Source organism: Streptomyces sp. NBC_01233 (assembly GCF_035989305.1).
In the GTDB taxonomy this organism is placed as follows: domain Bacteria; phylum Actinomycetota; class Actinomycetes; order Streptomycetales; family Streptomycetaceae; genus Streptomyces.
Map to the genome: position 1 here is coordinate 2,686,818 of NZ_CP108514.1, position 24,931 is coordinate 2,711,748.

26 protein-coding genes and 1 riboswitch are annotated in these 24,931 nt (G+C 72.5%); of the genes, 10 read left to right on the forward strand and 16 right to left on the reverse strand.

Annotated features, from left to right (window positions below):
• Window positions 1–106 precede the first annotated feature (106 nt).
• The 3 genes from thiE to OG332_RS12495 all read right to left on the reverse strand — a co-directional run bounded on the left by thiE (window position 107) and on the right by OG332_RS12495 (window position 2,590).
• Window positions 107–742: a thiamine phosphate synthase gene (gene thiE / locus OG332_RS12485; RefSeq protein WP_327413525.1), complete on the reverse strand. Its 636-nt coding sequence runs from the start codon at window positions 740–742 to the stop codon at window positions 107–109.
• Between the two features lie 77 nt (window positions 743–819).
• Entirely contained in the window at window positions 820–1,185 is a 366-nt protein-coding gene (locus OG332_RS12490; RefSeq protein WP_327413526.1) for an Rv2175c family DNA-binding protein, read from the reverse strand.
• Window positions 1,186–1,357: 172 nt separating this feature from the next.
• Window positions 1,358–2,590, reverse strand: a complete 1,233-nt coding sequence (locus tag OG332_RS12495; protein ID WP_327413527.1) for an NAD(P)/FAD-dependent oxidoreductase — start codon at window positions 2,588–2,590, stop codon at window positions 1,358–1,360.
• Between the two features lie 81 nt (window positions 2,591–2,671).
• Window positions 2,672–2,783: riboswitch (TPP riboswitch) on the forward strand.
• Here OG332_RS12495 and thiO point away from each other — a divergent pair.
• From thiO to OG332_RS12525, 6 genes are all read left to right on the forward strand, one after another.
• Window positions 2,781–3,950 carry a glycine oxidase ThiO gene (gene thiO / locus OG332_RS12500; protein ID WP_327413528.1) on the forward strand — a complete coding sequence of 390 codons (1,170 nt, stop codon included), beginning with the start codon at window positions 2,781–2,783 and terminating at the stop codon, window positions 3,948–3,950. It overlaps the preceding riboswitch by 3 nt.
• The gene (gene thiS / locus OG332_RS12505; protein ID WP_327413529.1) at window positions 3,947–4,159 is read left to right on the forward strand and encodes a sulfur carrier protein ThiS; all 213 of its coding nucleotides are present in this window, start codon (window positions 3,947–3,949) and stop codon (window positions 4,157–4,159) included. The genes thiO and thiS overlap by 4 nt, the downstream gene beginning before the upstream one ends.
• Window positions 4,160–4,164: 5 nt before the next feature.
• Entirely contained in the window at window positions 4,165–4,959 is a 795-nt protein-coding gene (locus OG332_RS12510; RefSeq protein WP_327413530.1) for a thiazole synthase, read from the forward strand.
• Window positions 4,960–5,127: 168 nt separating this feature from the next.
• Complete coding sequence (gene pknB, locus OG332_RS12515; RefSeq protein WP_327413531.1) at window positions 5,128–7,038, forward strand: Stk1 family PASTA domain-containing Ser/Thr kinase; 1,911 nt, start codon at window positions 5,128–5,130, stop codon at window positions 7,036–7,038.
• A gap of 9 nt (window positions 7,039–7,047) precedes the next feature.
• A complete protein-coding gene (locus tag OG332_RS12520) occupies window positions 7,048–7,905 on the forward strand; it encodes a deoxyribonuclease IV (RefSeq protein WP_327413532.1) in 858 nt (285 codons plus the stop codon).
• Between the two features lie 92 nt (window positions 7,906–7,997).
• Window positions 7,998–8,519, forward strand: a complete 522-nt coding sequence (locus tag OG332_RS12525) for a DUF4396 domain-containing protein (protein ID WP_327413533.1) — start codon at window positions 7,998–8,000, stop codon at window positions 8,517–8,519.
• 14 nt (window positions 8,520–8,533) lie between these two features.
• Here OG332_RS12525 and OG332_RS12530 read toward each other — a convergent pair whose 3' ends face one another.
• Window positions 8,534–9,166, reverse strand: a complete 633-nt coding sequence (locus OG332_RS12530; RefSeq protein WP_327413534.1) for a sulfite oxidase-like oxidoreductase — start codon at window positions 9,164–9,166, stop codon at window positions 8,534–8,536.
• 202 nt (window positions 9,167–9,368) lie between these two features.
• Here OG332_RS12530 and bfr point away from each other — a divergent pair, with 202 nt between their 5' ends.
• Window positions 9,369–9,845, forward strand: coding sequence for a bacterioferritin (gene bfr, locus OG332_RS12535; RefSeq protein ID WP_030010525.1), 477 nt, complete (start codon window positions 9,369–9,371; stop codon window positions 9,843–9,845).
• Window positions 9,846–9,902: 57 nt separating this feature from the next.
• Here the strand turns inward: bfr and OG332_RS12540 are convergent, their stop codons facing one another.
• Together OG332_RS12540 and OG332_RS12545 are read right to left on the reverse strand one after the other, a co-directional pair.
• Window positions 9,903–10,169, reverse strand: a complete 267-nt coding sequence (locus tag OG332_RS12540; RefSeq protein WP_327419200.1) for a (2Fe-2S)-binding protein — start codon at window positions 10,167–10,169, stop codon at window positions 9,903–9,905.
• 157 nt (window positions 10,170–10,326) lie between these two features.
• Window positions 10,327–11,682 (reverse strand): class II 3-deoxy-7-phosphoheptulonate synthase, encoded by a 1,356-nt coding sequence (locus tag OG332_RS12545; RefSeq protein ID WP_327413535.1) that lies wholly within the window; start codon window positions 11,680–11,682, stop codon window positions 10,327–10,329.
• 328 nt (window positions 11,683–12,010) lie between these two features.
• Between OG332_RS12545 and OG332_RS12550 the strand changes: the two genes are divergently transcribed.
• Window positions 12,011–13,915, forward strand: coding sequence for an anthranilate synthase family protein (locus OG332_RS12550; RefSeq protein ID WP_327413536.1), 1,905 nt, complete (start codon window positions 12,011–12,013; stop codon window positions 13,913–13,915).
• A gap of 186 nt (window positions 13,916–14,101) precedes the next feature.
• Here the strand turns inward: OG332_RS12550 and OG332_RS12555 are convergent, their stop codons facing one another.
• From OG332_RS12555 to OG332_RS12570, 4 genes are all read right to left on the reverse strand, one after another.
• A complete protein-coding gene (locus OG332_RS12555) occupies window positions 14,102–15,130 on the reverse strand; it encodes a 6-phosphofructokinase (RefSeq protein ID WP_327419201.1) in 1,029 nt (342 codons plus the stop codon).
• Window positions 15,131–15,295: 165 nt separating this feature from the next.
• Window positions 15,296–15,973 (reverse strand): response regulator transcription factor, encoded by a 678-nt coding sequence (locus OG332_RS12560; protein ID WP_327413537.1) that lies wholly within the window; start codon window positions 15,971–15,973, stop codon window positions 15,296–15,298.
• A complete protein-coding gene (gene macS, locus OG332_RS12565; RefSeq protein WP_327413538.1) occupies window positions 15,970–17,181 on the reverse strand; it encodes a MacS family sensor histidine kinase in 1,212 nt (403 codons plus the stop codon). Before macS ends, OG332_RS12560 begins: the two co-directional genes overlap by 4 nt.
• 33 nt (window positions 17,182–17,214) lie before the next feature.
• Window positions 17,215–17,946: a lysophospholipid acyltransferase family protein gene (locus OG332_RS12570; RefSeq protein WP_327419202.1), complete on the reverse strand. Its 732-nt coding sequence runs from the start codon at window positions 17,944–17,946 to the stop codon at window positions 17,215–17,217.
• Between the two features lie 170 nt (window positions 17,947–18,116).
• Between OG332_RS12570 and OG332_RS12575 the strand changes: the two genes are divergently transcribed.
• Together OG332_RS12575 and OG332_RS12580 are read left to right on the forward strand one after the other, a co-directional pair.
• On the forward strand, window positions 18,117–18,896 hold the full coding sequence (locus OG332_RS12575; protein ID WP_327413539.1) for an alpha/beta hydrolase: 780 nt from the start codon (window positions 18,117–18,119) through the stop codon (window positions 18,894–18,896).
• Window positions 18,889–19,464: a hypothetical protein gene (locus tag OG332_RS12580; RefSeq protein WP_327413540.1), complete on the forward strand. Its 576-nt coding sequence runs from the start codon at window positions 18,889–18,891 to the stop codon at window positions 19,462–19,464. The genes OG332_RS12575 and OG332_RS12580 overlap by 8 nt, the downstream gene beginning before the upstream one ends.
• A 258-nt stretch (window positions 19,465–19,722) precedes the next feature.
• Here the strand turns inward: OG332_RS12580 and OG332_RS12585 are convergent, their stop codons facing one another.
• From OG332_RS12585 to OG332_RS12610, 6 genes are all read right to left on the reverse strand, one after another.
• Window positions 19,723–20,484 carry an endonuclease/exonuclease/phosphatase family protein gene (locus OG332_RS12585; RefSeq protein WP_327413541.1) on the reverse strand — a complete coding sequence of 254 codons (762 nt, stop codon included), beginning with the start codon at window positions 20,482–20,484 and terminating at the stop codon, window positions 19,723–19,725.
• Window positions 20,485–20,552: 68 nt separating this feature from the next.
• Window positions 20,553–21,494, reverse strand: a complete 942-nt coding sequence (locus tag OG332_RS12590) for an ROK family glucokinase (RefSeq protein ID WP_327413542.1) — start codon at window positions 21,492–21,494, stop codon at window positions 20,553–20,555.
• A gap of 61 nt (window positions 21,495–21,555) precedes the next feature.
• Entirely contained in the window at window positions 21,556–22,011 is a 456-nt protein-coding gene (locus tag OG332_RS12595; RefSeq protein WP_327413543.1) for a DUF5304 domain-containing protein, read from the reverse strand.
• A gap of 75 nt (window positions 22,012–22,086) precedes the next feature.
• Window positions 22,087–23,220, reverse strand: a complete 1,134-nt coding sequence (locus OG332_RS12600) for an ArsA family ATPase (protein ID WP_327413544.1) — start codon at window positions 23,218–23,220, stop codon at window positions 22,087–22,089.
• Window positions 23,221–23,310: 90 nt separating this feature from the next.
• Entirely contained in the window at window positions 23,311–23,751 is a 441-nt protein-coding gene (locus OG332_RS12605; protein ID WP_030707427.1) for an SRPBCC family protein, read from the reverse strand.
• 136 nt (window positions 23,752–23,887) lie between these two features.
• The gene (locus OG332_RS12610; RefSeq protein ID WP_327413545.1) at window positions 23,888–24,739 is read right to left on the reverse strand and encodes a metallophosphoesterase family protein; all 852 of its coding nucleotides are present in this window, start codon (window positions 24,737–24,739) and stop codon (window positions 23,888–23,890) included.
• Between the last annotated feature and the right edge of the window lie 192 nt (window positions 24,740–24,931).

The window sequence follows — 24,931 nt, forward strand, 5'->3', positions numbered from 1 at the left end:
CCGCCTTTTGGACACGTTTTTGGACACTTGGGGGTGCGCCCCTGGTCAAGCGGGGCCTGACACGTTAAAGAGCGGCAGGCCGCCCCTCTGTCCGGGCGGACAGGACTCAGCCGAGCCGGGCCCGGACCCGCTTGGCGAGTTCCGCGGCGGCCGCACCGGGGTCGGTGGCCTCGGTGAGGGCGCGGACGACCACGACGCGGGTGGCGCCGGCGTCCAGCACCTCGTCCAGGTTCGTGCCGTCGATGCCGCCGATGGCGAACCAGGGCCGGTCCTGCTCCAGCGAGGCCGCGTACCGGACCAGCTCCAGGCCGGGGGCGTGGCGGCCGGGCTTGGTGGGGGTGGGCCAGCAGGGGCCGGTGCAGAAGTAGTCCACGCCGGGCTCGGCCACGGCCGCGTCGACCTCGTCCTCCGCGTGGCAGGAGCGGCCGATGAGCACTCGCTCGCCGAGGATGGCGCGGGCCGCGGGGACGGGGATGTCGCCCTGGCCGAGGTGCAGGACGTCGGAGCCGATGGCGTGCGCGACGTCGGCGCGGTCGTTCACGGCGAGGAGCTTGCCGTGGCGGCGTGCGGCCTCGGCGAAAACCTGGAGGTGTTCGAGCTCCTCCCCCGCCTCCATGCCCTTGTCCCGCAGCTGGACGATGTCCACGCCTGCGGCCAGGACGGCGTCGAGGAACTCGGGGAGGTCACCCTGCCGCTTGCGGGCGTCCGTGCAGAGGTAGAGCCGGGCGTCGGACAGCTGCATGGGTGAACCCCCCGTGGGTGGAGGCGGTGTACGGGCGCGGGGCCCGTACACCGCGGTGGAGCGAACTGCGGATCAGGTCAGAGGGCGAGCGCCTGAGCGCGGCGCTTCACCTCCGTGCCGCGATTCTCGCTCAGCGCCTGCACGGGAGTGCCGGGCAGGGTCGGATCCTCGGTGAAGAGCCACTCCAGGATCTCCTCGTCGGTGAAGCGGTCGTCGCGCAGCACGGTCAGCAGACCGACCAGGCCCTTGACGACCTTGTCGCCGTCGATGAAGGGGGCCGGCACCTGCAGGGCGCGGTTCTCGCCCCGGCGTACGGCGATGAGCTGCCCTTCCTTGACCATCTGGCGGACCCGGGTCACCTCGATGTTCAGCATCTCCGCGATGTCGGGGAGGTACAGCCACGAGGGGACAAGGGCATCGATCTTTGCGTCAATCTCGGTCACGGACACAAGCCTGCCATCTCGGCTCCGCCGCCGGTACCTGGGCAGCCCCGTCCGGGTCGCGGCCCGTATCCTGGGGCCACCGCCCAGCGGTGGCCGGGGGAGAAACGGAGAAGGGGCGGGGGCGGGGAGAAGGCTCCGCGCAGCGGCACCCGCGCGCGCCCCGCCCGGGCCGTCAGGCCGTGGCCGACTTGAGCGCGGTCGCGGGGTCGGAGACCTTGGCGGGGTCCACGGGGACGCCCGTCTCGATGAGCTTGCGGCCCTGCGCCACGTCGCGGGGTCGGCCCACCGCCAGGACCGCGACCAGCGCGCCGCCCCGCAGCCAGCACACCGACCAGGCCGGACCGGCCGGGTCTCCGCGCCAGAGCAGGGTGTCGGCCCCGCCGTGGTGTCCGGCGTACTGCACGAACCGCCCGAACTGCTCCGACCAGAAGTACGGCACCGGGTCGTACACCTGGGCCGGCTCCCCGGTCCGGGCCCCGGCCAGGATGTTCGCCGCCACCGTCCGCGGCCCCTGGAGCGCGTTGTCCCAGTGGTGCACGAGCAGCCGCTTCCCGTACCGCCCGGAGGGGAAGGAGGCGCAGTCGCCGACCGCGTACACCCCGGGCAGGGAGGTGCGCAGGTAGGCGTCGGCGGTGACCGAGCCGTCCGGGCCCAGTTCCACACCGGTCCCGGCCAGCCATCCCGTGGCGGGGCGCGCGCCGATGCCCACGACGACCGCGCCGGCCGGCAGGGCGCGCCCGTCCGCGAGCAGGACCCGGCCCTCCTCGATCCCGGCGACCTTCGCGCCGGTGATCAGCCCGGCGCCGGCCTCCTCGTACCAGCGCGCCATGGGCTCGGCGACCTCGGCGGGCAGCGCCCCCGCCAGCACCCGGTCCGCCGCCTCGACCACGGTCACCGCGCAGCCCGCCTCGCGGGCCGCGGTGGCGAACTCGGCGCCGATCCAGCCCGCCCCGACGACCACCGTCGCCGGGGCGGCCGCCAGGACCGGGCGCAGCCGCGCCGCGTCGTCCAGCGTGCGCAGCAGGTGGACGCCGGGGACGCCCTCGGTGCCGGGGAGGGTCAGCGGCTCGGCGCCGGTCGCCAGCACGAGGACCTCGTACGGGACCGGGCCGGCCTCGGTGTCCAGTTCGCGGTCGGCGGCCCGGAGGCCGGTGACCTCCGTCCCGAGCCGCAGTTCGATGCCGAGCCCGTCGAAGTCCACGTCGAAGGCGGAGTCCTCGGCCTTGCCGAGCAGGACCGCCTTGGACAGCGGGGGCCGGTCGTAGGGCTGGTGGGGTTCGGCTCCCAGCAGGGTCAGGGGGCCGGCGAACCCCTGCTCGCGCAGGGCGACCGCGGTCTGCACCCCGGCCATTCCGGCGCCGGCGATCACGACGCCGCGCTGATTGTGTTCCGTCTGCTCGCTCACCCGGCCACCCTAATCATCTGACGCCCCGTCAGGAATAGGTGCCGCCTTACCGGCCGTCCGGGGCCGGGATACTCTGGCCACCGTACCTATCGCGGGAGTCCGGCGCACCGGGCTGAGAGGGAGGCTGGCCGGCCTCCGACCGTACGAACCTGATCCGGGTCATGCCGGCGAAGGGAGGGGCTGGACGCCCATGCACTCATCTCGGAAGGGATCCGACGTCCTCGTCATCGGGGGCGGGATCATCGGCCTGGTCACCGCCTGGCGGGCCGCGGCGCGCGGGCTGCGCACCGTACTCGCCGACCCGGCGCCCGGCGGCGGCGCCGCCCAGGTCGCGGCCGGCATGCTCGCCCCCGTCACCGAACTGCACTTCGGCGAGGAAGCCCTGCTGGGCCTCGGCCTCGCCTCCGCCGCGCGCTACCCGGAGTTCGCCGCCGAACTCGCCGATGCGAGCGGCGGCATGGACATCGGCTTCCGCGCCTGCGGCACCCTCGCCGTCGCCCTCGACGCCGACGACCGGCTCCACCTGCGGGAACTGCACGCGCTGCAGCGCCGCTGCGGCCTGGAGTCCGAGTGGCTCACCGGCCGCGAGTGCCGCCGCCTGGAGCCCATGCTCGCGCCGGGCGTACGCGGCGGCCTGCGCGTGGACGGCGACCACCAGGTCGACCCGCGCCGGCTCGCGGCCGCCCTGCTGGCCGCCTGCGAGCGCGCCGGCGTGATCATCCACCGGGCCGCCGTGGAACGGCTGCTGGTCACCGCCGACCGGGCGGCCGGGGCCGCACTCGACGACGGTACGGAGCTGCGCGCCGCCCAGGTGGTCCTGGCGGCGGGCTCGCTCAGCGGCAGGCTGGCGGGCGTACCGCCGGAGGTGCTGCCTCCCGTACGGCCGGTCAAGGGCCAGGTCCTGCGCCTGTCCGTGCCCCCGGCCTACGCGCCGTTCCTGTCCCGGACCGTCCGGGCCGTCGTCCGCGGCAGCCACGTCTACCTGGTGCCGCGCGAGAACGGCGAACTCGTCGTCGGCGCCACCAGCGAGGAACTCGGCTGGGACACCACGGTCACCGCGGGCGGGGTCTACGAACTCCTGCGCGACGCCCACGAACTGGTCCCCGGCATCACCGAACTCCCCCTCACCGAGACCCGTGCGGGACTGCGCCCCGGCTCGCCCGACAACGCCCCGCTGCTCGGCCCGACCGACCTGCCGGGCCTGCACCTGGCCACCGGGCACTACCGCAACGGGGTACTGCTGACCCCGCTCACCGGCGAGGTGCTCGCCGAGCTGCTGGCCACCGGCGAAGTGCCGGAGATCGCGCGCCCCTTCACCCCCCGCCGGTTCTCCGCCGCACGTCAGGAGTCGTACGCATGACCCTCCCCGTCTCCGTCTCCGTCAACGGCGAGCCGCGCGAGGTCGCGGCCGGCACCACGCTCGACACCGTGGTCGCGACGCTGACCACGGCCCCCTCCGGCGTCGCCGCCGCGCTCAACGAGACCGTGGTCCCGCGCGGGCAGTGGCCGGCCACGCCGGTGCGCGCCGGCGACCGGGTCGAAATCCTCACCGCGGTCCAGGGAGGCTGAGCGCCATGGCGGACGACCTCTTCACCCTGGGCGGCCGGACCTTCTCCTCCCGCCTGATCATGGGCACGGGCGGGGCCCCGAGCCTGGACGTGCTGGAACGCTCCCTGGTCGCGTCCGGCACCGAACTCACGACGGTCGCGATGCGGCGCCTCGACCCCACGGTCCAGGGCTCCGTCCTCTCCGTCCTGACCAAGCTCGGCATCTCGGTCCTGCCCAACACGGCGGGCTGCTTCACGGCCGGCGAGGCCGTGCTCACGGCCCGGCTGGCCCGGGAGGCGCTGGGCACGGACTGGATCAAGCTGGAGGTGGTCGCGGACGAGCGGACCCTCCTGCCCGACGGCGTCGAGCTGCTGGACGCCGCCGAGATCCTGGTGGACGAGGGCTTCACGGTCCTCCCCTACACCAACGACGACCCGGTGCTCGCGCGGAAGCTGGAGGACGTGGGCTGCGCGGCGATCATGCCGCTGGGGTCGCCCATCGGATCCGGGATGGGCATCCGCAACCCGCACAACTTCGAGCTGATCGCGGAGCGGGCGTCGGTGCCGGTGATCCTGGACGCGGGCGCGGGCACGGCGTCGGACGCCGCCCTCGCCATGGAGCTGGGGTGCGCGGCGGTGATGCTGGCCTCGGCGGTGACGCGGGCGCAGGAGCCGGTCCTGATGGCGTCCGCCATGCGGGACGCCGTCTCGGCGGGGCGGCTCGCGTTCCGCGCGGGGCGCATCCCGCAACGCCGCTTCGCCGAAGCCTCCTCCCCTGCGGAGGGCCGCGCCGCCCTGGACCCGGAGCGCCCGGCGTTCTGACCTGCAGGTCCGCTCCCGGGGCTCCGCCCCGGACCCCTACGGCGCTCCGCGCGCGGGGGCTCGGGGGCAGGGCCCCCGCAACGGCGCCGCAGCCCGCGGACGTCACAGGTGCGCTGCAACGCGACCCGCCCAGACCGGCGGTAGCCGAGCGGCTCGTAGAATCCTCGGGTGGATACGACCCTGGATGACCCCCTCGTCGGGCGCGTGCTCGACGGCCGCTACCGCATCGACGCCCACATCGCGGCCGGCGGCATGGCCACGGTCTACCGGGCCGTCGACACCCGCCTCGACCGGGTGCTCGCCCTGAAGGTGATGCACCCGTCCCTCGCCGCCGACGCCGCCTTCGTGGACCGGTTCATCCGCGAGGCGAAGTCCGTGGCCCGGCTCGCGCACCCCAACGTGGTCGCCGTCTTCGACCAGGGCACGGACGGGCCGTACGTCTACCTCGCCATGGAGTACGTCTCCGGCTGCACCCTGCGCGACGTGCTCCGCGAGCGCGGCGCGCTCCAGCCGCGGGCCGCCCTCGACATCCTGGAACCCGTGCTCGCCGCCCTGGGCGCCGCCCACCGGGCCGGCTTCGTCCACCGCGACATGAAGCCCGAGAACGTCCTGATCGGCGACGACGGCCGGGTCAAGGTGGCGGACTTCGGGCTGGTCCGGTCCGTGGACTCGGTCACCAACACCACGGGCTCCGTCCTCGGCACCGTCTCCTACCTGGCCCCCGAGCAGATCGAGAGCGGCGTCGCCGACACCCGCGTGGACGTCTACGCCTGCGGTGTCGTCCTCTACGAGATGCTCACCGGCTCCAAGCCCCACCTCGGCGACACCCCCGCGCAGGTCCTCTACCAGCACCTCCACGAGGACGTCCCGCCTCCCTCCACCACGGTCCCGGGCCTCCCCGTCGGGCTCGACGAGCTGGTCGCGCAGGCCACCGCCCGCAACGCCGACGTGCGCCCTTACGACGCCGCCGCGCTGCTCGGCCTCACCCGCGAGACCCGCGCCCTGCTCAGCGACGCCGAGCTGGACGCCGTACCGCCGCAGGCGCGCGCCGAGGTGCGGTCATCCGCCGAGGACCGCACCGGAGTGATCCCCCGCCCGGTGGCCGCGCAGCCCGTGAACCACACCTCCCGGCTGGAGACGCTGCCGCCGCCGTCCGCTCCGCCCGCGCACCGGCCGGCGCCCGCCGGGCGGCCCCGCCGCAGCGTGTTCCTCGTCATCGCCGGGGTACTGCTCGCCCTCGGGGTCGGCACCGGCGTCTGGTACATCAACTCCGGCCAGTTCACCAAGGTGCCGAACCTGCTCGGCAAGACCGAGGCGCAGGCCCGCTCCCAGCTGTCGGCGGCCGGGCTCGGCGTGAAGGGGATCGACCGGAAGTTCAGCGACGCCTTCGACCGCGGGACGGTGATGAACACCGATCCCCCGGGCGGCCGGCGGATCCGCGGCAACGGCGCGGTGGCCCTCACCATCTCCCGCGGCCCCGAGGTCGTGGCCGTGCCCAACCTCAAGGGCAGGCCGCTGGAGGAGGCCCAGGCCGAGCTGACCAGGGCCGGGCTGGCTCCCGGCATCGTCACGCAGGCCTTCAGCCAGGACGTCGCGCAGGGCTCGGTGATCGCCACCGACCCGGTGGGCGGCGAGAAGCGGGCGCCGGACACGGCGGTCTCGCTCGTCGTCAGCAAGGGCCGGCCGGTGCCCGTCCCGACCGTGACCGGGCTCCCCGTCGAGCAGGCGAGGGCCAGCCTGGAGGCGCTGGGACTGAAGGTGGCGACGGCTCCCGAGCAGGTCAACTCCCCCTCGGCGGCCGGTACGGTCGCCAACCAGTCGATCGGCGCCGGCACCCAGGCCGCGGCCGGTGACACGGTCACGCTGACCGCGTCCAAGGGCCCCCGCCAGCTCCCGGTGCCGAACGTGACCGGCCAGGAGGTGGACGCGGCCCGCAAGATCCTGGAGGCCGCGGGCTTCAAGGTGAAGGTGGACCGGCCGTTGATCTCGTTCAGCAACACGGTGGACAGCCAGTCGGTGCTGGCCGGACTGAACGCCCCCGAGGGCAGCACGATCACCATCCGGACCAAGGGGCTGTAGGCGGCAGTGATGCGCAATCCAGTGGGCGGGCACGTCCCCGTGGCGGGCGGCCTCGCCTCGGTCGGGCTGACCTACGCCCGCGAGATGGGCGCCGAGGCCGTCCAGGTCTTCGTCGCCAATCCGCGCGGCTGGGCCACCCCGGTCGGCAACCCGGCGCAGGACGAGCGGTTCCGGGCCCAGTGCGCGGACGCGTCCGTCCCGGCCTACGTGCACGCTCCGTACCTGATCAACTTCGGCTCGCACACCGAGGCCACCGTGGAGAAGTCGGTGGAGTCCCTGCGCCACTCACTGCGCCGCGGCCGGGAGATCGGCGCGCTCGGCGTGGTCGTGCACACCGGGTCGGCGACCGGGGGCCGCCCGCGGGAGGTGGCGTACGCGCAGATCAGGGAGCACATGCTGCCGCTGCTGGACGAGCTGACCCACGACGACGACCCGTTCCTGCTGCTGGAGTCGACGGCCGGGCAGGGCTCCTCGCTGTGCTCGCTCGCCGAGGACTTCGGCCCGTACTTCGATGCGCTCGACCACCATCCGAAGCTGGGCATCTGCCTGGACACCTGCCACGTCTTCGCGGCCGGTCACGACCTGGCCGAGCCGGGCGGGACGAAGCTGATGCTGGACCTGCTCGTGGACACGGTCGGCGAGGGTCGGCTGAAGCTGGTCCACGCGAACGACTCCAAGGAGGGCGTCGGCGCACACAGGGACCGGCACGCGAACATCGGCCAGGGGCACATCGGCCGGGACGCCTTCGCGGAGCTGATCACGCACCCCGCGATGGACGGCGTGCCGCTGATCATCGAGACGCCCGGGGGCAAGGAAGGGCATGCGGCGGACGTGGCGCTGCTGAAGGAGCTGCGCGGCCCGCAGTGATCCGGTGATCCCTTGAGGAATACCCCGGGGGGGTATACGGTTCTGCCACATCGACAGAACCGCTACTCGGCATTTCCCATCAGGGGGTCGTCATGGAGCAGGCACACACAGACCACGAACACCACCAGCACCACGGCGGACACGGGCACGGGCACGACGCCGGCAGCAGCTCCGGCAAGGCCGGCTGGGCCATGGCCGCCCGGGCCACCCTCCACTGCCTCACCGGATGCGCCATCGGCGAGGTGCTGGGCATGGTCATCGGCACGGCACTCGGCTGGGGGAACGTGCCCACCATGACCCTTGCGATCGTGCTGGCGTTCTTCTTCGGCTACGCCCTCACCCTGCGCGGGATACTCTCCGCCGGTGTCGACCTCCGTACGGCCATCCGGGTGGCCCTGGCCGCCGACACCCTGTCGATCGCCGTCATGGAGCTGATCGACAACGGGGTGATCGCCCTGTGGCCCGGCGCGATGGACGCGCACCTCTCGGAGCCGCTGTTCTGGGCGGTGCTCGCGATCTCGCTCGCCGTCGCCTTCGCGGTCACGGTCCCGGTCAACAAGTGGATGATCGGCCGCGGCAAGGGTCACGCGGTCGTCCACCAGTACCACCACTGAGGGCCGGACGCCCCCTACAACTCGGGGCCGTCCCCCGGCTCCTCCTGGTACGAGTAGCGCTGCTCGCGCCAGGGGTCGCCGATGTTGTGGTAGCCGCGCTCCTCCCAGAAGCCGCGGCGGTCGGCGGTCATGTACTCGACGCCGCGGACCCACTTGGGGCCCTTCCACGCGTACAGGTGCGGGACCACGAGCCGCACGGGGAAACCGTGCTCGGCGGTGAGGAGTTCACCGCCCTGGTGGGTGGCGAAGACGGTCCGCTCGGATGCGAAGTCGGCTAGCCGCAAGTTGGAGCTGAAGCCGTACTCGGCCCACACCATCACGTGCGTGACCTGCGGCGCGGGCGGCGCCAGGGCCAGGATCTCGCGGGCGAGCACACCGCCCCATTCGGCGCCCTGCATGCTGAACTTGGTGACGCAGTGCAGGTCCGCCACGACGGAGTCGAACGGCAGGGCCGTGAACTCCTCGTGGTTCCAGCAGTGCTTGTCCCCGTCGGCCGTCGCGCCGAAGACCCGGAACTCCCAGCGGTCCGGCTTGAACTTGGGCACGGGCCCGTAATGGGTGACCGGCCAGCCCCTCTGCAGCCGCTGCCCCGGTGGAAGCTCCAGCGGCTCTGCTCCCGGAGATTCCCGGCTTTCCGGCTGACCCATGACTCCATGGTGACAGACTGGGCGGGGTGGTCATGACCAGGTCTGGACCGATTCGGGCAAGTCACGGCAACTCCCACTAAGGAGGCACTTACTGGACGGCCTCCGGCGGCAGTGCAAGGATGCGCGCAGATCCCCCAGTGAGCACTGGGAGGTACCCCCAGCCCCGTCACGTAACTGACATTGCCTGGAAGGAGCCTCTGCGATGCAGGGCGACCCCGAGGTCCTTGAGTTTCTGAACGAGCAGCTGACCGGCGAGCTGACGGCCATCAATCAGTACTGGCTGCACTACCGCATCCAGGACAACAAGGGCTGGACCAAGCTCGCCAAGTACACGCGTGAAGAATCCATCGACGAGATGAAGCACGCGGACAAGATCACCGAGCGCATCCTGATGCTCGACGGTCTTCCGAACTACCAGCGGCTCTTCCACGTGCGCGTCGGGCAGACGCTCACGGAGATGTTCCAGGCGGACCGCCAGGTCGAGGTCGAGGCCATCGACCGGCTCAAGCGCGGCATCGAGGTCATGCGCGGCAAGGGCGACATCACCTCGGCCCGTCTCTTCGAGGAGATCCTGGAGGACGAGGAGCACCACATCGACTACCTCGACACCCAGCTGGAGCTCATCGAGTCGCTGGGCGAGCCGCTCTACATCGCGCAGCTGATCGAGCAGCCGAGCTAGCAGCCCGTCCGTCCCCGTCGCCCGCCGTTCCGGGGCCGACCGGTCCCACCGGGCCGATCAGGCCGCTTCCGCCATTGCGGGCGAACGTGCCGGCTCCGTCGCCGCGGCGAGCACGACCGCCGCGTCACCCTTCTCCAGCAGTTCCCGGCGCGGGCAGGCGCCACGGCCGAGGATGCCCTGGATGGTGCGCACGCAGGAGCCGCAGTCGGTGCCGGCCTTGGTGGCCGAGGCGATCTGGCGCGGGGTGCAGGCCCCGGCGGCCGCGTGGTCCTTGACCTGCTTGTCGGTGATCCCGAAGCAAGAGCAGACGTACACGCGGTTCACCTCCCTGGGCGGAATGGTTCGACGAGCCATCCCCTATTCGGTGAGGCTTACCTAACCGTACCCAAAGTTAGGGTGACCTAAAAGCCCTGGATACAACTGTGGGGCGCGGATCACATCGATCCGCGCCCCACAGTCGTAGGAAGGTACTGGTTGATCCTTACTGGTCGCGGTACATCTCGGCGACCAGGAACGCCAGGTCCAGGGACTGGCTGCGGTTGAGCCGCGGGTCGCAGGCCGTCTCGTAGCGCTGGTGCAGGTCGTCGACGAAGATCTCGTCGCCGCCGCCCACGCACTCGGTGACGTCGTCACCGGTGAGCTCGACGTGGATGCCGCCCGGGTGGGTGCCGAGGCTCTTGTGGACCTCGAAGAAGCCCTTGACCTCGTCGAGCACGTCGTCGAAACGGCGCGTCTTGTGGCCGGAGGCCGCCTCGAAGGTGTTGCCGTGCATCGGGTCGGTGACCCAGCCGACGACCGCGCCGGAGGCGGTGACCTTCTCGACCAGCTCGGGGAGCTTGTCGCGGACCTTGTCGGCGCCCATGCGGACGACGAACGTCAGCCGGCCCGGCTCGCGCTCGGGGTCCAGGCGGTCGATGTACGTCAGCGCCTCGTCCACCGTGGTGGTGGGGCCGAGCTTGACGCCGATCGGGTTGGCGATCTGCGAGCAGAACTCGATGTGCGCGTGGTCCAGCTGGCGGGTGCGCTCACCGATCCAGACCATGTGGCCGGAGGTGTCGTACAGCTTGCCGGTACGCGAGTCGGTGCGGGTCAGCGCGCCCTCGTAGTCGAGCAGCAGCGCCTCGTGGGAGGCGTAGAACTCGACGGCCTTGAACTCGGCCGGGTCGGTGCCGCACGCCTTCATGAAGTTCAGCGCGTTGTCGATCTCCCGCGCCAGCTGCTCGTACCGCTGACCGGACGGGGAGGACTTCACGAAGTCCTGGTTCCAGGCGTGCACCTGGCGCAGGTCGGCGTAACCACCGGTGGTGAAGGCGCGCACCAGGTTGAGCGTGGAGGCGGAGGCGTTGTACATGCGCTTCAGCCGCTCGGGGTCCGGGATCCGGGCCTCTTCGGTGAAGGCGAAGCCGTTGACGGAGTCGCCGCGGTAGGTCGGCAGGGTGACGCCGTCGCGGGTCTCGGTGTCCTTGGAGCGCGGCTTGGAGTACTGGCCCGCGATGCGGCCGACCTTGACGACCGGCACGGAGGCCGCGTACGTCAGTACGGCACTCATCTGGAGCAGCGTCTTCAGCTTGGCTCGGATGTGTTCGGCGGACACGCCGTCGAAGGCCTCGGCACAGTCGCCGCCCTGGAGGAGGAACGCCTCGCCCTTGGCGACGGCTCCCAGACGGGCACGCAGCTGGTCGCATTCGCCCGCGAAAACGAGCGGAGGATACGACTCGAGGTCCGCGACGACAGCGCGCAGAGCCTCGGCATCGGGGTACGAAGGCTGCTGCGCCGCGGGAAGGTCTCGCCAGGTCGCCTTGGCGGCGGGGGCTTGGGTTTCAGCGTTCACGGTCACCTCGTACACATTACGGCGTCATACGTCTCATCCCGCCCTCCGCCCACAACGTGAGACGGTCCCGCTCGAAGGCAGGGGGACCCCAACGGAACGGAATCCATGGTTCAGCCCACGCCGTGAGACGGATCCGGCGCCGCGGGCCCCCGCTGGGCTAGGGTGCCTCCCATGTACGCGCACACGAACCAGAACTGGTGGTGGCCCGCTCCCGGCGGCCCACTTCTCGCGCGTACCTAGAAGACACGCAACGACGCGAAGGCCGCCCCGAGGGGCGGCCTTGCGTGTTCTCCGACGCGGGCGCCGCTCCTCCCACCGGAAGGACGCCCCGCCCATGGACCCCCGGCACCCGAACCGACCGAGCCGGCTCAGCCGCCTGCTCGACGACTCCTGCCCGCCGTTCGCCCTGCTGCGCCGGCGGACCCCCGGCCGCGACCACGACACCGTCGAGGTGCTGATCGGCGCGGTCCACGAGGCCGAACACCTCGCCGACCTGCCCGTCCGTGAGCTGCCCACCCTCGCCCTCGTCCCCTTCCGGCAGATCCGGGAGCGCGGATTCGACGTACGCGACGACGGCACGCCGCTGAGCGTGCTGGCCGCCGAGGAGGCGTACGAGATCCCGCTCGCCGAGGCGCTGGCCGCGCTGCCCGCGCACGAGGTGCGGGTCGAGGGCGGCGGCTTCGACGTCCCCGACGCGGAGTACGCGGCCACGGTCGAGCGGGTCATCGAGGACGAGATCGGCCGCGGGGAGGGCGCGAACTTCGTCATCCGGCGGACCTACGAGGGCCGGATCGACGGCTTCGGCCGGGCCGACGCGCTGGCGTTGTTCCGGCGGCTGCTGCTGGGCGAGCGCGGCGCGTACTGGACGTACGTCGTCCACACCGGGGAGCGGACGCTGGTCGGGCCGAGCCCCGAGGTGCACGTGCGGATGTCCGGGGGCACGGTCGTGATGAACCCGATCAGCGGGACGTACCGCCACCCGGCCGGGGGACCCACCGTGGACTCCCTCCTCGCCTTCCTCGGCGACCGCAAGGAGACCGAGGAACTGTCGATGGTCGTCGACGAGGAACTCAAGATGATGTGCACCGTCGGCGACCGCGGCGGAGTCGTCGTCGGACCGCGGCTGAAGGAGATGTCCCACCTCGCGCACACCGAGTACGAGCTGCGGGGGCGCTCCTCGCTGGACGTGCGGGAGGTGCTGCGGGAGACGATGTTCGCGGCGACGGTCACCGGCTCGCCGGTGCAGAACGCCTGCCGGGTCATCGAGCGGTACGAGAGCGGGGGCCGCGGCTATTACGCGGGGGCCCTGGCCCTGCTCGGCCAGGACGCGGCCGGGGCGCAGACCCTCGACTCCCCCATCCTGATCCGCACCGCCGACATCGCCCCGGACGGCGCGCTGCGGGTGCCGGTCGGCGCCACGCTCGTGCGGCACTCCGATCCGGCGGGCGAGGTCGCGGAGACGCACGCGAAGGCGGCGGGGGTGCTGGCGGCGCTCGGGGTACGGCCGGCCGCGCCCCGGCCGTCCTCCGAGGGGGCGCGGCTCGCGGACCACCCGCGGGTACGGGCGGCCCTCGCGGCCCGGCGCTCGGACCTGGCCCCCTTCTGGCTGCGCATGCAGGAGCGGCCCTCCTCCCTGACCGGCCACGCGCTGGTGGTGGACGGCGAGGACACCTTCACGGCGATGCTGGCGCACGTCCTGCGGGTGGCCGGGCTGGAGGTGACCGTACGCCGCTACGACGATCCGGGGCTGCGGGCGGCGGCCCTGTCCTGGGAGGGTCCGATCGTCCTGGGCCCCGGCCCCGGCAACCCGGCGGATGCCTCGGACCCCAAGATGCGGATGCTGCGCGCGCTGGCCGCGGAACTGTTGGAAGGGCACCGGCACGGGCTGGTCGGGGTCTGCCTGGGGCACGAGCTGCTGGCGGCCGAGCTGGGACTGCCGCTGATCCGCAAGGCGGAGCCGGCGCAGGGGGCGCAGGTCCGGATCGACCTGTTCGGGGCGCAGGAGGTGGTGGGCTTCTACAACACGTACACGGCGCACTGCGACGAGGCGCTGGCCGCTCGGCTCGCCGTGGACGGGGTGGAGGTGGCCCGCGATCCGGTGACGGGCGAGGTCCATGCCCTTCGCTCGGCGGCGGGCTTCGCGGGGGTCCAGTTCCACCCGGAGTCGGTGCTCAGCCTGCGCGGCGCGGACCTGCTGCGCGAGCTCCTGACCGGCGTGACGACCCCCGCCCCGGCGTAGCCGCCGGCCGCCGCTGCGCGGAGCGGTTCCCCCCGCCCCGCCCCTTCCCGAAACCGGGCCCTGCCCGGACCCGGTCCTCAAACGCCGGACGGACTGAAAGATCCGGCCTCGTCTGCTCCGTACGTCACACCATGGGCCGTTCGTCACCGTACGGCCCATGGTTGCGCGTCGCCGCTCAGCCGGAGCTCAGCCGAAGAAGACCCCTACCTCCTTGTAGAGCGCGGGGTCCACCGTCTTCAGCTTCGCCGTCGCCTCCGCGATCGGGACCCGGACGATGTCCGTCCCCTTGAGCGCGACCATCTTGCCGAAGTCCCCGTCGTGCACCGCGTCGATGGCATGCAGCCCGAACCGGGTCGCCAGCCACCGGTCGAAGGCGCTGGGCGTGCCGCCCCGCTGGATGTGCCCGAGCACGGTCGTACGGGCCTCCTTGCCGGTCCGCGCCTCGATCTCCTTGGCCAGCCACTCGCCCACGCCCGACAGCCGGACGTGCCCGAAGGAGTCCTTGGTGGCGTCCTTCAGGACCAGGTCCCCGTCCTTGGGCATCGCACCCTCGGCGACCACGACGATCGGGGCGTAGCTCGCCTTGAAGCGGGAGGTCACCCAGGCGCACACCTCGTCCATGTCGAAGCGCTGCTCCGGGATGAGGATGACGTTGGCGCCGCCCGCGAGCCCCGAGTGCAGGGCGATCCAGCCGGCGTGCCGGCCCATGACCTCGACGACCAGGACGCGCATGTGCGACTCGGCCGTGGTGTGCAGCCGGTCGATGGCCTCGGTCGCGATGCCGACGGCGGTGTCGAAGCCGAAGGCGTAGTCCGTGGCGGACAGGTCGTTGTCGATGGTCTTGGGCACGCCGACGCAGGGGATGCCGTACTCCTCGTACAGCCGGGCGGCCACCCCGAGGGTGTCCTCGCCTCCGATCGCGACGAGCGCGTCCACCTCGTACTTGGCGAGGTTGTCCTTGATGTCGCGCACCCCGTTCTCCGTCTTGAACGGGTTGGTGCGCGAGGAGCCGAGGATGGTGCCGCCGCGGGGCAGGATGCCGCGGACGGCGGAGATGTCGAGCGGGACGGTCCTCCCCTCGACCGCGCCCCGCCAGCCGTCCTTGAACCCGACGAACTCGCAGCCGTACTCCTGGGTGCCCTTGCGTACGACGGCCCTGATCACCGCGTTGAGCCCGGGGCAGTCGCCGCCACCGGTCAGCACTCCGACCTTCATGGAATCTCCCTTCGCCATGACGGTCACGCTAGTGGTGACGCAGGTCACAGCAAGGGTCCTGAGGGGGGCAATTCCGGTGGAATCGCGGGGCGTTGCGTACACCCGTTCACTCGTACGAGGACGTAAGTACGATCGACGGGCGGTGCGGGCCGCCCCGGACGGGGCCTACGCGTCGTCGAGGCCCCGCTCTATGGCGTACCGGACGAGCTCCACCCGGTTGTGCAACTGCAGCTTGCCCAGGGTGTTCTGGACGTGGTTCTGCACGGTGCGGTGGGAGATGACCAGCCGCTCCGCGATCTGCTTGTACGAGAGCCCCTTGGCGACGAGGCGCAGCACCTCGGTCTCGCGGTCGGTCAGTTGGGGTGCCTTCGGCTCGTCGGAGGCGGTCGGCACCGGGTCGGTGGCCAGCCTCCGGTACTCGCCGAGCACCAGACCGGCCAGGCCGGGGGTGAAGACCGGGTCGCCGGCCGCGGTGCGGCGGACCGCGTCGATGAGTTCCTGGGCGCCCGCGGACTTCAGCAGGTAGCCGGTCGCGCCGGACTTCACCGCCTCCAGGACGTCCGCGTGCTCACCGCTGGCGGACAGGACCAGGACGCGCAGCGCCGGGTGGGCTCCGACCAGTTCCTTGCAGACCTGCACGCCCGGCATGCCGGGCAGGTTGAGGTCGAGGACCAGGACGTCGGGGGTGACGGCGCGGGCCCGGCGTACCGCCTCGGGGCCGTCGCCGGCGGTGGCCACCACGTCGAAGCCCGCGGCGGCCAGGTCGCGGGCGACCGCGTCCCGCCACATCGGGTGGTCGTCGACGACCATCACCCTGATCTCGTGCGGTTCTTTCGTGCTCATTGGGTCCTCCCCCTGGGTACCTTCAGTTCCACTTCGGTGCCCTGCCCGGGGACGGACACCAGATCGGCGCTGCCGCCGAGGTCACGCAGTCGGCCGCGGATGGACAGGGCGACTCCCATCCGGCCCTCGCCCTCGGCCTGGTCGAGCCGGCCCGCCGGGATGCCCGGGCCGTCGTCGCGGACGGTCACGATCACCTCGTCGCCCCAGTCCTCGACCAGGATCCAGGCCCTGGCCCCCTCGCCCGCGTGCTTGCGCACGTTGTCGAGGGCGGCGCCGACCGCCGCGGCCAGCTCCTTCGCGGCGGGCACCGGCAGCGGCACCGGCGTGCCCGGCTCGGCGAAGCTCACCCGGGATCCGGCGTGCGGGGCGAGGAGCGTGCGCAGGTCCAGCTCGCCGTCGTCGGCGCCCGGCTCCTCCACCTCGTACGTGTCCACCAGCGCGCCGCGCGACTGGTCGGAGGAGACCCGGGAGGGGTGCACGAGCCCGGTGGAGACCAGCGTGCGCAGCGCCACCTCCTGCTCCCCCGCCATCCGGCCGAGCTCCTCGGCCTCCCCGCCCAGTTCGGTGCCGCGCCGCTGGACCATGGCGAGGACCTGGAGGACCCCGTCGTGGATGTCGCGGGCGAGGCGCTCGCGCTCGCGGGTGGCGGCCTCGATCTCCAGGGCGCGGGCGAGGGTGTTCTCACTGGCCCGGGCGACCTCGACGACGTAGCCGATGGCCACGGAGGAGACCCAGACGAGCAGCACGTTGTGCAGGGCGTCCCGGGTGGGCTGGCCGCCGTGGATGAGGATGGTGGCCGCGGCCACGAAGGTGGAGGCGAAGCAGGCCCAGCGCCAGCCGCCCTTGATGGCGAAGCCCAGGACCGCGCCCCCGGTCCAGATCGTGGGCAGGGTGGGACCGCCCCCGGTGATCCTCTCGTAGGTGTCGGCGAGCGGGGTCAGCCCGATCCCGACGATGGCGACGGTGAGGTCGGCGACGAGGAAGCCCTTGGTGCAGCTGGCGGCGTTGGCCACCTTCGAGGTGGTGGCCAGGGTCCAGACGGCGAGGAAGGCAAGGTAGCCGGCCGCGACCCAGGGGTGCGGGTACCGCTTGTAGGCGGAGGCGAACAGCAGCACCGCGTAGACCATGGTCAGCAGCCGGTACACCGTCAGGGCACGCCAGAGCGGCTGCTCGACCGACATGCGTACGACGCGTTCGCGTTTCGCCATCTCCCCCACCCCTTGCGGGCGGTACCGCCCGACCTACTCCGCCGTCCCGTCGGCCTTCTCGCCCTTGGCGGTCTTCTCGGCCTTCTCGGCCTTCTCCGCATCGGCGATCTGGCGCTTGGCCGCCGTCGCGTAGATGTCGACGTACTCCTGGCCGGAGAGCTTCATGATCTCGTACATGACCTCGTCGGTCACCGAGCGGAGGATGAAGCGGTCGCCGTCCATGCCGTGGTAGCGGCTGAAGTCCAGCGGCTTGCCGATCCGGATGCCCGGGCGCATGAGCTTGGGGACGACCTTGCCCGGCGGCTGGATCTTCTCCGTGTCGATCATCGCCACGGGAATCACGGGCGCGCCCGTGGCCAGCGCCACACGGGCCAGACCGCCGGGCTTGCCGCGGTACAGGCGTCCGTCGGGTGAACGCGTGCCCTCGGGGTAAATACCGAACAGCTCCCCGCGCTCGATGACCTCGATGCCGCTCTTGATGGCGGCCTCGCCGGCCCCGCGGGCGCCGGAGCGGTCCACCGGGAGCTGGCCGACGCCCTTGAAGAAGGCGGCCGTCAGCCTGCCCTTGACGCCCGGGGAGGTGAAGTACTCCGCCTTCGCGATGAAGGTGACCTTCCGGTCCAGCACGGCCGGCAGGAAGAAGGAGTCGGAGAAGGACAGGTGGTTGCTCGCGAGGATCGCCGGCCCCTCCGCGGGAATGTTCTCGAGGCCCTCCACCCACGGCCTGAAAGCGAGCTTCAGTGAACCGCCGATGGAGAACTTCATTGCGCCGTAGATCAACTCGAAAGCCTTCCTGTGTCTGTCGAACAGACCATATCCCGTGCCTCCCCCGGCAGGGGCCCGACGACCCTGGCCGGTGCCACCCCGGTCGCGTACGGTGAAGTCACACAGAGCAACGCACCCACCCGACGCACATCATGATCAAGGAGACCCCGGTGCCCGTCCTCCCTGGAGCCGAGCCGTTCCGCCACGAGGGCGGAGAGGTCGGCGTCCTCCTCTGCCACGGCTTCACCGGTTCCCCGCAGTCGCTGCGCCCCTGGGCCGAGTATCTCGCCGGGCAGGGCCTCACGGTGTCGCTGCCGCTGCTGCCCGGACACGGGACGCGCTGGCAGGACATGCAGCTCACGGGCTGGCAGGACTGGTACGCCGAGGTCGACCGCGCCCTGCGGGAACTGCTGGACCGGTGCGAGCGGGTGTTCGTGTTCGGGCTGTCGATGGGCGGCGCGCTGACCCTGCGGCTGGCCGCCAAGCACGGGGACGCCATCAGCGGCATCGTCCTCGTCAATCCGGCCAACAAGGTGCACGACCCGCTGGCCGTCGCCCTCCCGGTGGCCAAGCACTTCATCCGGTCGACGCCGGGCATCGCCAGCGACATCGCGAAGCCGGGCTCGGAGGAGGTCGGCTACGACCGGGTGCCGACCCGGGCCGCGCACTCGCTGCGGAAGTTCCTGCAGCTGGTGGACGCCGACCTGCCGCAGGTCACGCAGCCGCTGCTGCTGCTCCACAGCCCGCAGGACCACGTCGTACCGCCCGTCGACTCCGAGCGGATCCTGGCCCGCGTCTCCTCGACGGATGTCACCGAGACCCTGCTGGAACAGAGCTACCACGTCGCGACGTTGGACCATGACGCGGAGCGGATCTTCGCGGACAGCTATGCGTTCGTCGGCCGACTGGCGGAGAGCGTGGGCAGGGAGGGGGCGCAGGCCGGTGGCTGAGCACGAGGAGCAGTCGGGCGGAGTCCCGCCGCTGGACGAGGAAGCGGCGTGGGCGGCGATCGTCGCCGGGTACGGGCAGGAGCCGCCGGACCCGCCGGGGGCCCGGCCGTTCAAGCCGATCGAGAACCTCCTCCTGCCGGAGGAGGACGTCAAGCCGCTGCCGTCGGAGCCGGAGACGAAGCCCGAGGCCACGCCCGAGCCCGAGCCGCCGCCGGCTGCGGCGCTGGGCAGCTCGGTGGTCTTCGCCCCGGGCGTGGGCATGACGGGCCCCCGCGACCACTCGCTGGCGGAACCGCAGGAGGACGACCTGACTCCGGCGGAGGAGGGCCACTTCGTCCAGCCGGAACCGGAGCTGCCGCCGGCGGACACGACGGCGAAGTTCGCGTGGCTGGCGGTCGTCGGCGGGCCGGTGCTGCTGCTGCTCGCGGTGCTGCTGCAGTGGGAGATGACCTGGTGGCTGACGACGCTCGGCATCGGCGGCTTCCTGGGCGGGTTCGCGGCGCTGGTCGCACGCATGCAGCACGGCGACGACGAAGATGACGACCCCGGCCGCGGAGCCGTGGTCTGACCGTCCGACCTGGGCTCCGCCCAGACCCCGGGGCTCCGGCCCAGACCCCGCGCCTCAAACGCCGGCGCGGCTGAAATACCGGGGCTCCGCCCCGGACCCCGCTCCTCAAACGCCGGAAGGGCTGAAATTGCGCTCCGCGCAATCCAGCCCCGCAGGCACTTGCAGGCGGACGCCGGCCGAATCCAGCCTCGCCGGCGTTTGAGGCGCGGGGGGTCGGGGGCCGGCCCCCGGCGACGGCGGCGCGCCCTGACCGCGGAGCTACGGCGCGGCCGGCAGGCGGAGGGCCGCCAGGACCGGAAGGTGGTCCGTGGCCGACCGCAGGTCGGTGGCCGAGACACCCGGCAGCCCCGCGGGGACACCGCAGGCCAGCACTTCCACGCCCCCGCTCGCGAACACCGCATCGATGCGGCGGTCCGGCGCCGACGCCGGGAAGGTCCGTTCCCCTCCCCAGGGGGCCGCCGGCCAGCAGTCCTGCAACGTGCCCGCGAGCTGCCCGAAGGCCGGGCCGCCCGGCACCTCGTTCACATCGCCCGCGGCGATCACGTGTGGGACGTCCATCGCCGCGGCGCAGTCCAACAGCATCTCGGCCTGGGCCTGCCGTTCCGCCCGGTCCAGGGACAGGTGCGCGCAGACCAGCCCCGCGCGGGCAGCGCCGATGCGGACGACCGCCGTGGCGAAGCCCCTCCGGTGCAGGCCGGGCGTGCGCGGCAGCAGGACGTCCTGGGTCCGCTCCACGAAGACCCGCAGCGAGCACAGCAGCAGCGGCCCGGCCGCCGTCGCTCCCCCGCCCAGCACCACCAGGTCGCACTTCGCGGCCAGCCGCGCCGCGTGTTTGCGCCAGCGGAAGAACCTTGGCGCCTCCTGGACGAAGACGAGGTCGGGCTCGCAGGCCCGGATGACCCGGGCCAGCGCCTCCTCGTCGTCGCGCAGCGAGCGGATGTTGTAGCTGAGTACCCGGATCACGGCAGAACCGTCGGGCTCCGTACGGGACTTCGGCAGCGAGGGCAGCAACTGGTCCATGCACCGCAAGATACGCAGCCGCCCGCCGCTCCCCCAAGGGGCGCGGCGGGCGGTCCGGGTGGAAGGGGTCAGCCCTGGCGGGCCAGGTCCGCCGCTCCGACGAGGCCGGCCTTGCCGCCGAGCTGCGCGGCGAGCACCTGCGCGTGCGGTCGCCAGGCGCCGCCGACCAGCCAGCGCTTGAAGGACTTGCGGATCGGGTCGAGGACGAGGTCGCCCTCGTCGGAGACCCCGCCGCCGACGATGAACGCGGACGGGTCGAACAGCGAGGCCAGGTCGGCCAGGCCCGCACCGGCCCAGCGGGCCAGCTCGCGGAAGGCGTCGATGGCCACGAGGTCGCCCTGCCGGGCGGCCTCGCTGATGTGCTTGCCCTCGATGCCCCCGGGGGTGCCGTCGCCGAGCGAGAGGAGGATCGCCGCGTTCTCGGGGGTGGCGTTCGCGCGCTGCTTCGCGTACCGGACGAGCGCGCGCCCGGAGGCGTACTGCTCCCAGCAGCCCTGGCTGCCGCAGCCGCACAGCAGGCCGTCCGGGACGACCCGGATGTGCCCGAACTCGGCGGCGACGCCGAAGCGTCCGCGGCGCAGCTTGTTGCCGATGATGATGCCGCCGCCCAGGCCGGTGCCGAGCGTGATGCAGATGACGTCCTCGTGGCCCTGGCCGGCGCCGAAGCGGTATTCGCCCCAGGCCGCGCAGTTCGCGTCGTTCTCGACGACGACGGGCAGGCCGATGCGCTGCTCGACCTTGTCCTTGAGCGGCTCGTGGCGCCAGTTGATGTTCGGCGCGAACAGTACGGTCGCCCGCTTGTCGTCCACGTATCCGGCGGCGCCGATGCCGACGGCGTCGATGGTGTGGTTGCTGCTGACCTCGGAGACGGCGGCGCAGATGGCCTCTGTCACTCCGTCCGCGGTCGGCGGGGTGGGCACCTTGTACGTCTCAAGGATCGTGCCCTCTTCGTCGACCACGCCGGCCGCGATCTTAGTGCCGCCGATGTCGACGCCGATGGTGAGTCCCATTAGTCCCTCGGTTTCCGGTCAAACCCCGCCACGGCCAACGGTACCCGAGGGCGGCGGGCCCTCAGTCGAGATCGATCCGCTCGGCCGGCCCCGCGTCGGGGCCGTCGTCGCGGGGATTGCGCTCCCGGCGGGGCGCGGGAGGGGTGTCCTGGGTCCAGCGGAGCTCGTGGCCCTCGACGGCGGAGCGGTAGGCGGCGAGGAGCTCGGAGCCGGCGGCCGCGAGGTGGTCGAAGACCTGGGGGTTGCGCTCGATGACGGGCTTGGCGGCGGTTTTGGCCTGGTCGACGATCTGGCGGACCGCGCCCTGGGCGGCGGCTCCGATCAGCGGGTTGTTCAGCCCGGAGACCTTGTCGGCGACGGCTTCGAAGAGCTTGAACAGCTCCTCGGCGGCGGTTCCGGTGCCGGCCGAGCCGGCCCGGTCCCGTCCGCGCAGGCGCTCCTTCTCGGCGGCGAGGTCCTCGGCACAGGCCTTGGCCCAGGCGTCGTCGTCGGTGGGGCGGTCGGTGGCCTCGCTCATGGCGGACTCTCCTGCGGCGGCTGCTGGGCGTGCGTACGGGCTACCTTCGACGGTACCCGAACGGGGGTACGCCGTTCACTGCGCGCGGGGCCACAGTCCCGGGTCCGGGGTGAAGCGGATGCGGAGCTCGCCCGCGGCCAGGGCGGCGCCGGAGACGGCGCAGCGGCGCAGCGCAGCGGGGAGCGGAACGATCCTGCGGTACGGGCCCGCCGTGAGCAGCAGCTCGTCGCCGCGGCGTACGAGGTCGAGGTCGCTCTTGTGCGCACCGGGCAGCGGCACCACCCAGACGAGCACCCCGTCCGCGGCCAGCCGGTCCTCGACGGCCCAGGCCCTGCGGGGTGCGGGCGCCGCCGGGAGCAGCCCGTCCGCGGCGGCGAGCCGGTCGAGGTCCTGCGGGCCGCGCGGGTCGCGGCCGAGGTGGGCGAGCATGACGACGGGCAGGTCCGCGGCCCATTCGGCGACGTACTTCTCCTGCTGGGCGGCGAGCCCGGCGAGCCAGGGGTCGGCGGAGCCCTGCGGCACCATCCGGTTGGCGACGAGGCCGGAGACGGGCAGCTGCTGGAGGGCGAGCCCGAGCCGTCCGAGCCGCAGCGCGTCGGCGGCCGCCGGTCCCGGCTCGGCGACCAGGCGCAGCTCGGTGGTGTCGGCCTCGACGACGGCCTGGACGGCGGCGAGCTCCTCGTCCCAGCGGGCGGCGGCCTCGTAGAGCCACTGTGCGGGCATGGGCACACCGGCGAGCTGGGCCAGTACGGGCCTCAGGGCGCGCGCGGCCTGCTTCTCGGCGGGGAGCAGCCGGGCGAGGTAGCGGCGCAGCTGGGCGGGCAGGGCCAGGGTGGAGAGGGTCTGGTGGAGCGGGGGCATGTCGACGACGACGAGGTCGGTGCCGGGTGCGGCCGCGGCCCGCCGCAGGGCGCGCAGCAGGGCGAACTGCTCGGCGCCGGGCAGCTCGGTGAGCTCCTCGGCGCCGAGCGGGCGGGCCCCGACCATGGCGAGGAGCGCGGATCCGCGCTCCTGCAGGGCGACGAGCTCCTCGCGGAACTCCTCGCCGGAGTCGACCCGTGCCACCCGCAGCCGCTCGTCCTGCGGCGCCAGGGGATCACCGGTCACCAGCAGCACCCGCCGGCCGTCGCGTGCCGCGGCGAGTGCGGTGGCCGCGGCCACGGTGGTCCGTCCGGCCCCGCCGGGGCCGGTGATCAGCAGGATGTGCATCTACCGGTGCTCTCTCTGGCGCGGCTCAAGGATTCGGGGCTCGGCCCCGCCCCCGCGCCCCGCATGCCGGCGGGGCCGACACGGTCGTGCTCAGACGGACTCGACGCGCTTCTTCAGGCCCGCCAGCGCTCGGTCGATGATGACCTTCTCCGCCTTGCGCTTGATCATGCCGAGCATGGGGATCTTGACGTCCACGGTCAGCTGGTAGGTGACCTCGGTACGCTTGCCGCCGTCCACCGGGGCCAGCCGGTACGAGCCGTCCAGCTGGCGCAGCATCTGGGACTTGTCCAGCGTCCAGCTGACCTCGTCCGTGCCCTTCCAGGTGTAGGCGAGGGTGTGGTCGTCCTTGATCGCGCCGGCGTCGAGCAGCAGGCGGACCTTCTCGGCGCGCCCCTCGGCGTCGGTGGCCAGCACCTCGGCCTCCTTCACCTCGCCGGTCCATTCGGGGTAGCGGGCGAAGTCGGCGATCACGGCCATCACGTCGCTGGGCGCAGCCTCGATCGTGATGCTTGAGCTGGTGTGTTCCGCCATCGCGGTCGCTCCTCCGTGGAGTGTTTCGAGGATGTGTGCGGCCTCCGGCCGCCGCGTGAAGGCTACCGCGCGTGCGGACTCCGCCACTCCAGGGCCTCCCGCGGCCCCGCTGGGGCCGTCGCGAACCGGCCGTCGGTCACCATTCCAGCACCCACGGCCGGCCGGTCGCCGCGAAGTGGCCGACGTTCACGCACTCCGTGGCCCCGATCCGCATCCGCCGTGCCAGCGGCTGGTGCACGTGCCCGAAGAGCGCGTACCGGGGCCGGGTGCGGCGGATGGCGGCCAGCAGGGCGTCGCTGCCGCGTTCGAACCGGCGCGCGACCGTGTCGTAGCAGAGCTCGGGCACCTCCGGCGGGATGTGCGAGCACAGTACGTCCACCTCGCCGAGCGCCTCCACCTTGGCCGTGTACTCCTCGACGCTCACCTCGTACGGGGTCCGCATCGGCGAGGGCAGTCCGCCGCCGACGAAGCCGAAGACCCGGCCGCCGATCTCCACCCGCTGCCCGTCGAGCACGGTGAGGCCGTCGCGGTCGGCGTATTCCAGCCACAGACCCGGGATGTCGACATTGCCGTAGGTGGCGTACGTCGGGTTCGGGAAGGCGGCGAACATCTCGGCGTACTGGCGGCGCACCGCGCCCTCGATCAGCCGTTCCCGGTCCAGCCCCGCCCAGAGCCGCCGCCCGAAGGCGTGGGCCTCCTCGAAGCGGCGGGCGGTGCGCAGCTCGACGATCCGGTCGGCGTTCTCGACGCCGAACAGGTCGGGGAAGATCCCGCGCGAGTGGTCGGCGTAGTCGAGGAAGAGGACGAGGTCACCGAGGCAGATCAGGGCGTCGGCCCCTTCTCCGGCCCGGGCGAGGGCCTCGGTGCTGCCGTGCACGTCGCTCACGACGTGGACCCGCGTGCGGCCCGGTGCGGTCGTCCGGCCCGATCCGCCCGGTCGGCTCGATCCGCTCGTACCGCCCTGCCCGCTCCGCCTGCTGCCACCCATGCGGACAACCCTAGGGGGGCCCGGCAGTTGCGGGGTAGAGGGGGTGGGAGGGCCGGGCGGACCTGCGGTTACTTCCGAGTCGCAAGAGGGGTCGACTACTGTCGGCACGTGAGGGCCAGGCGGTGCAAGTACAGAATGTGACGCACGGAACATCTGGCCGGTTCCCTCTATCGGGAACCCACTACCGGTGGG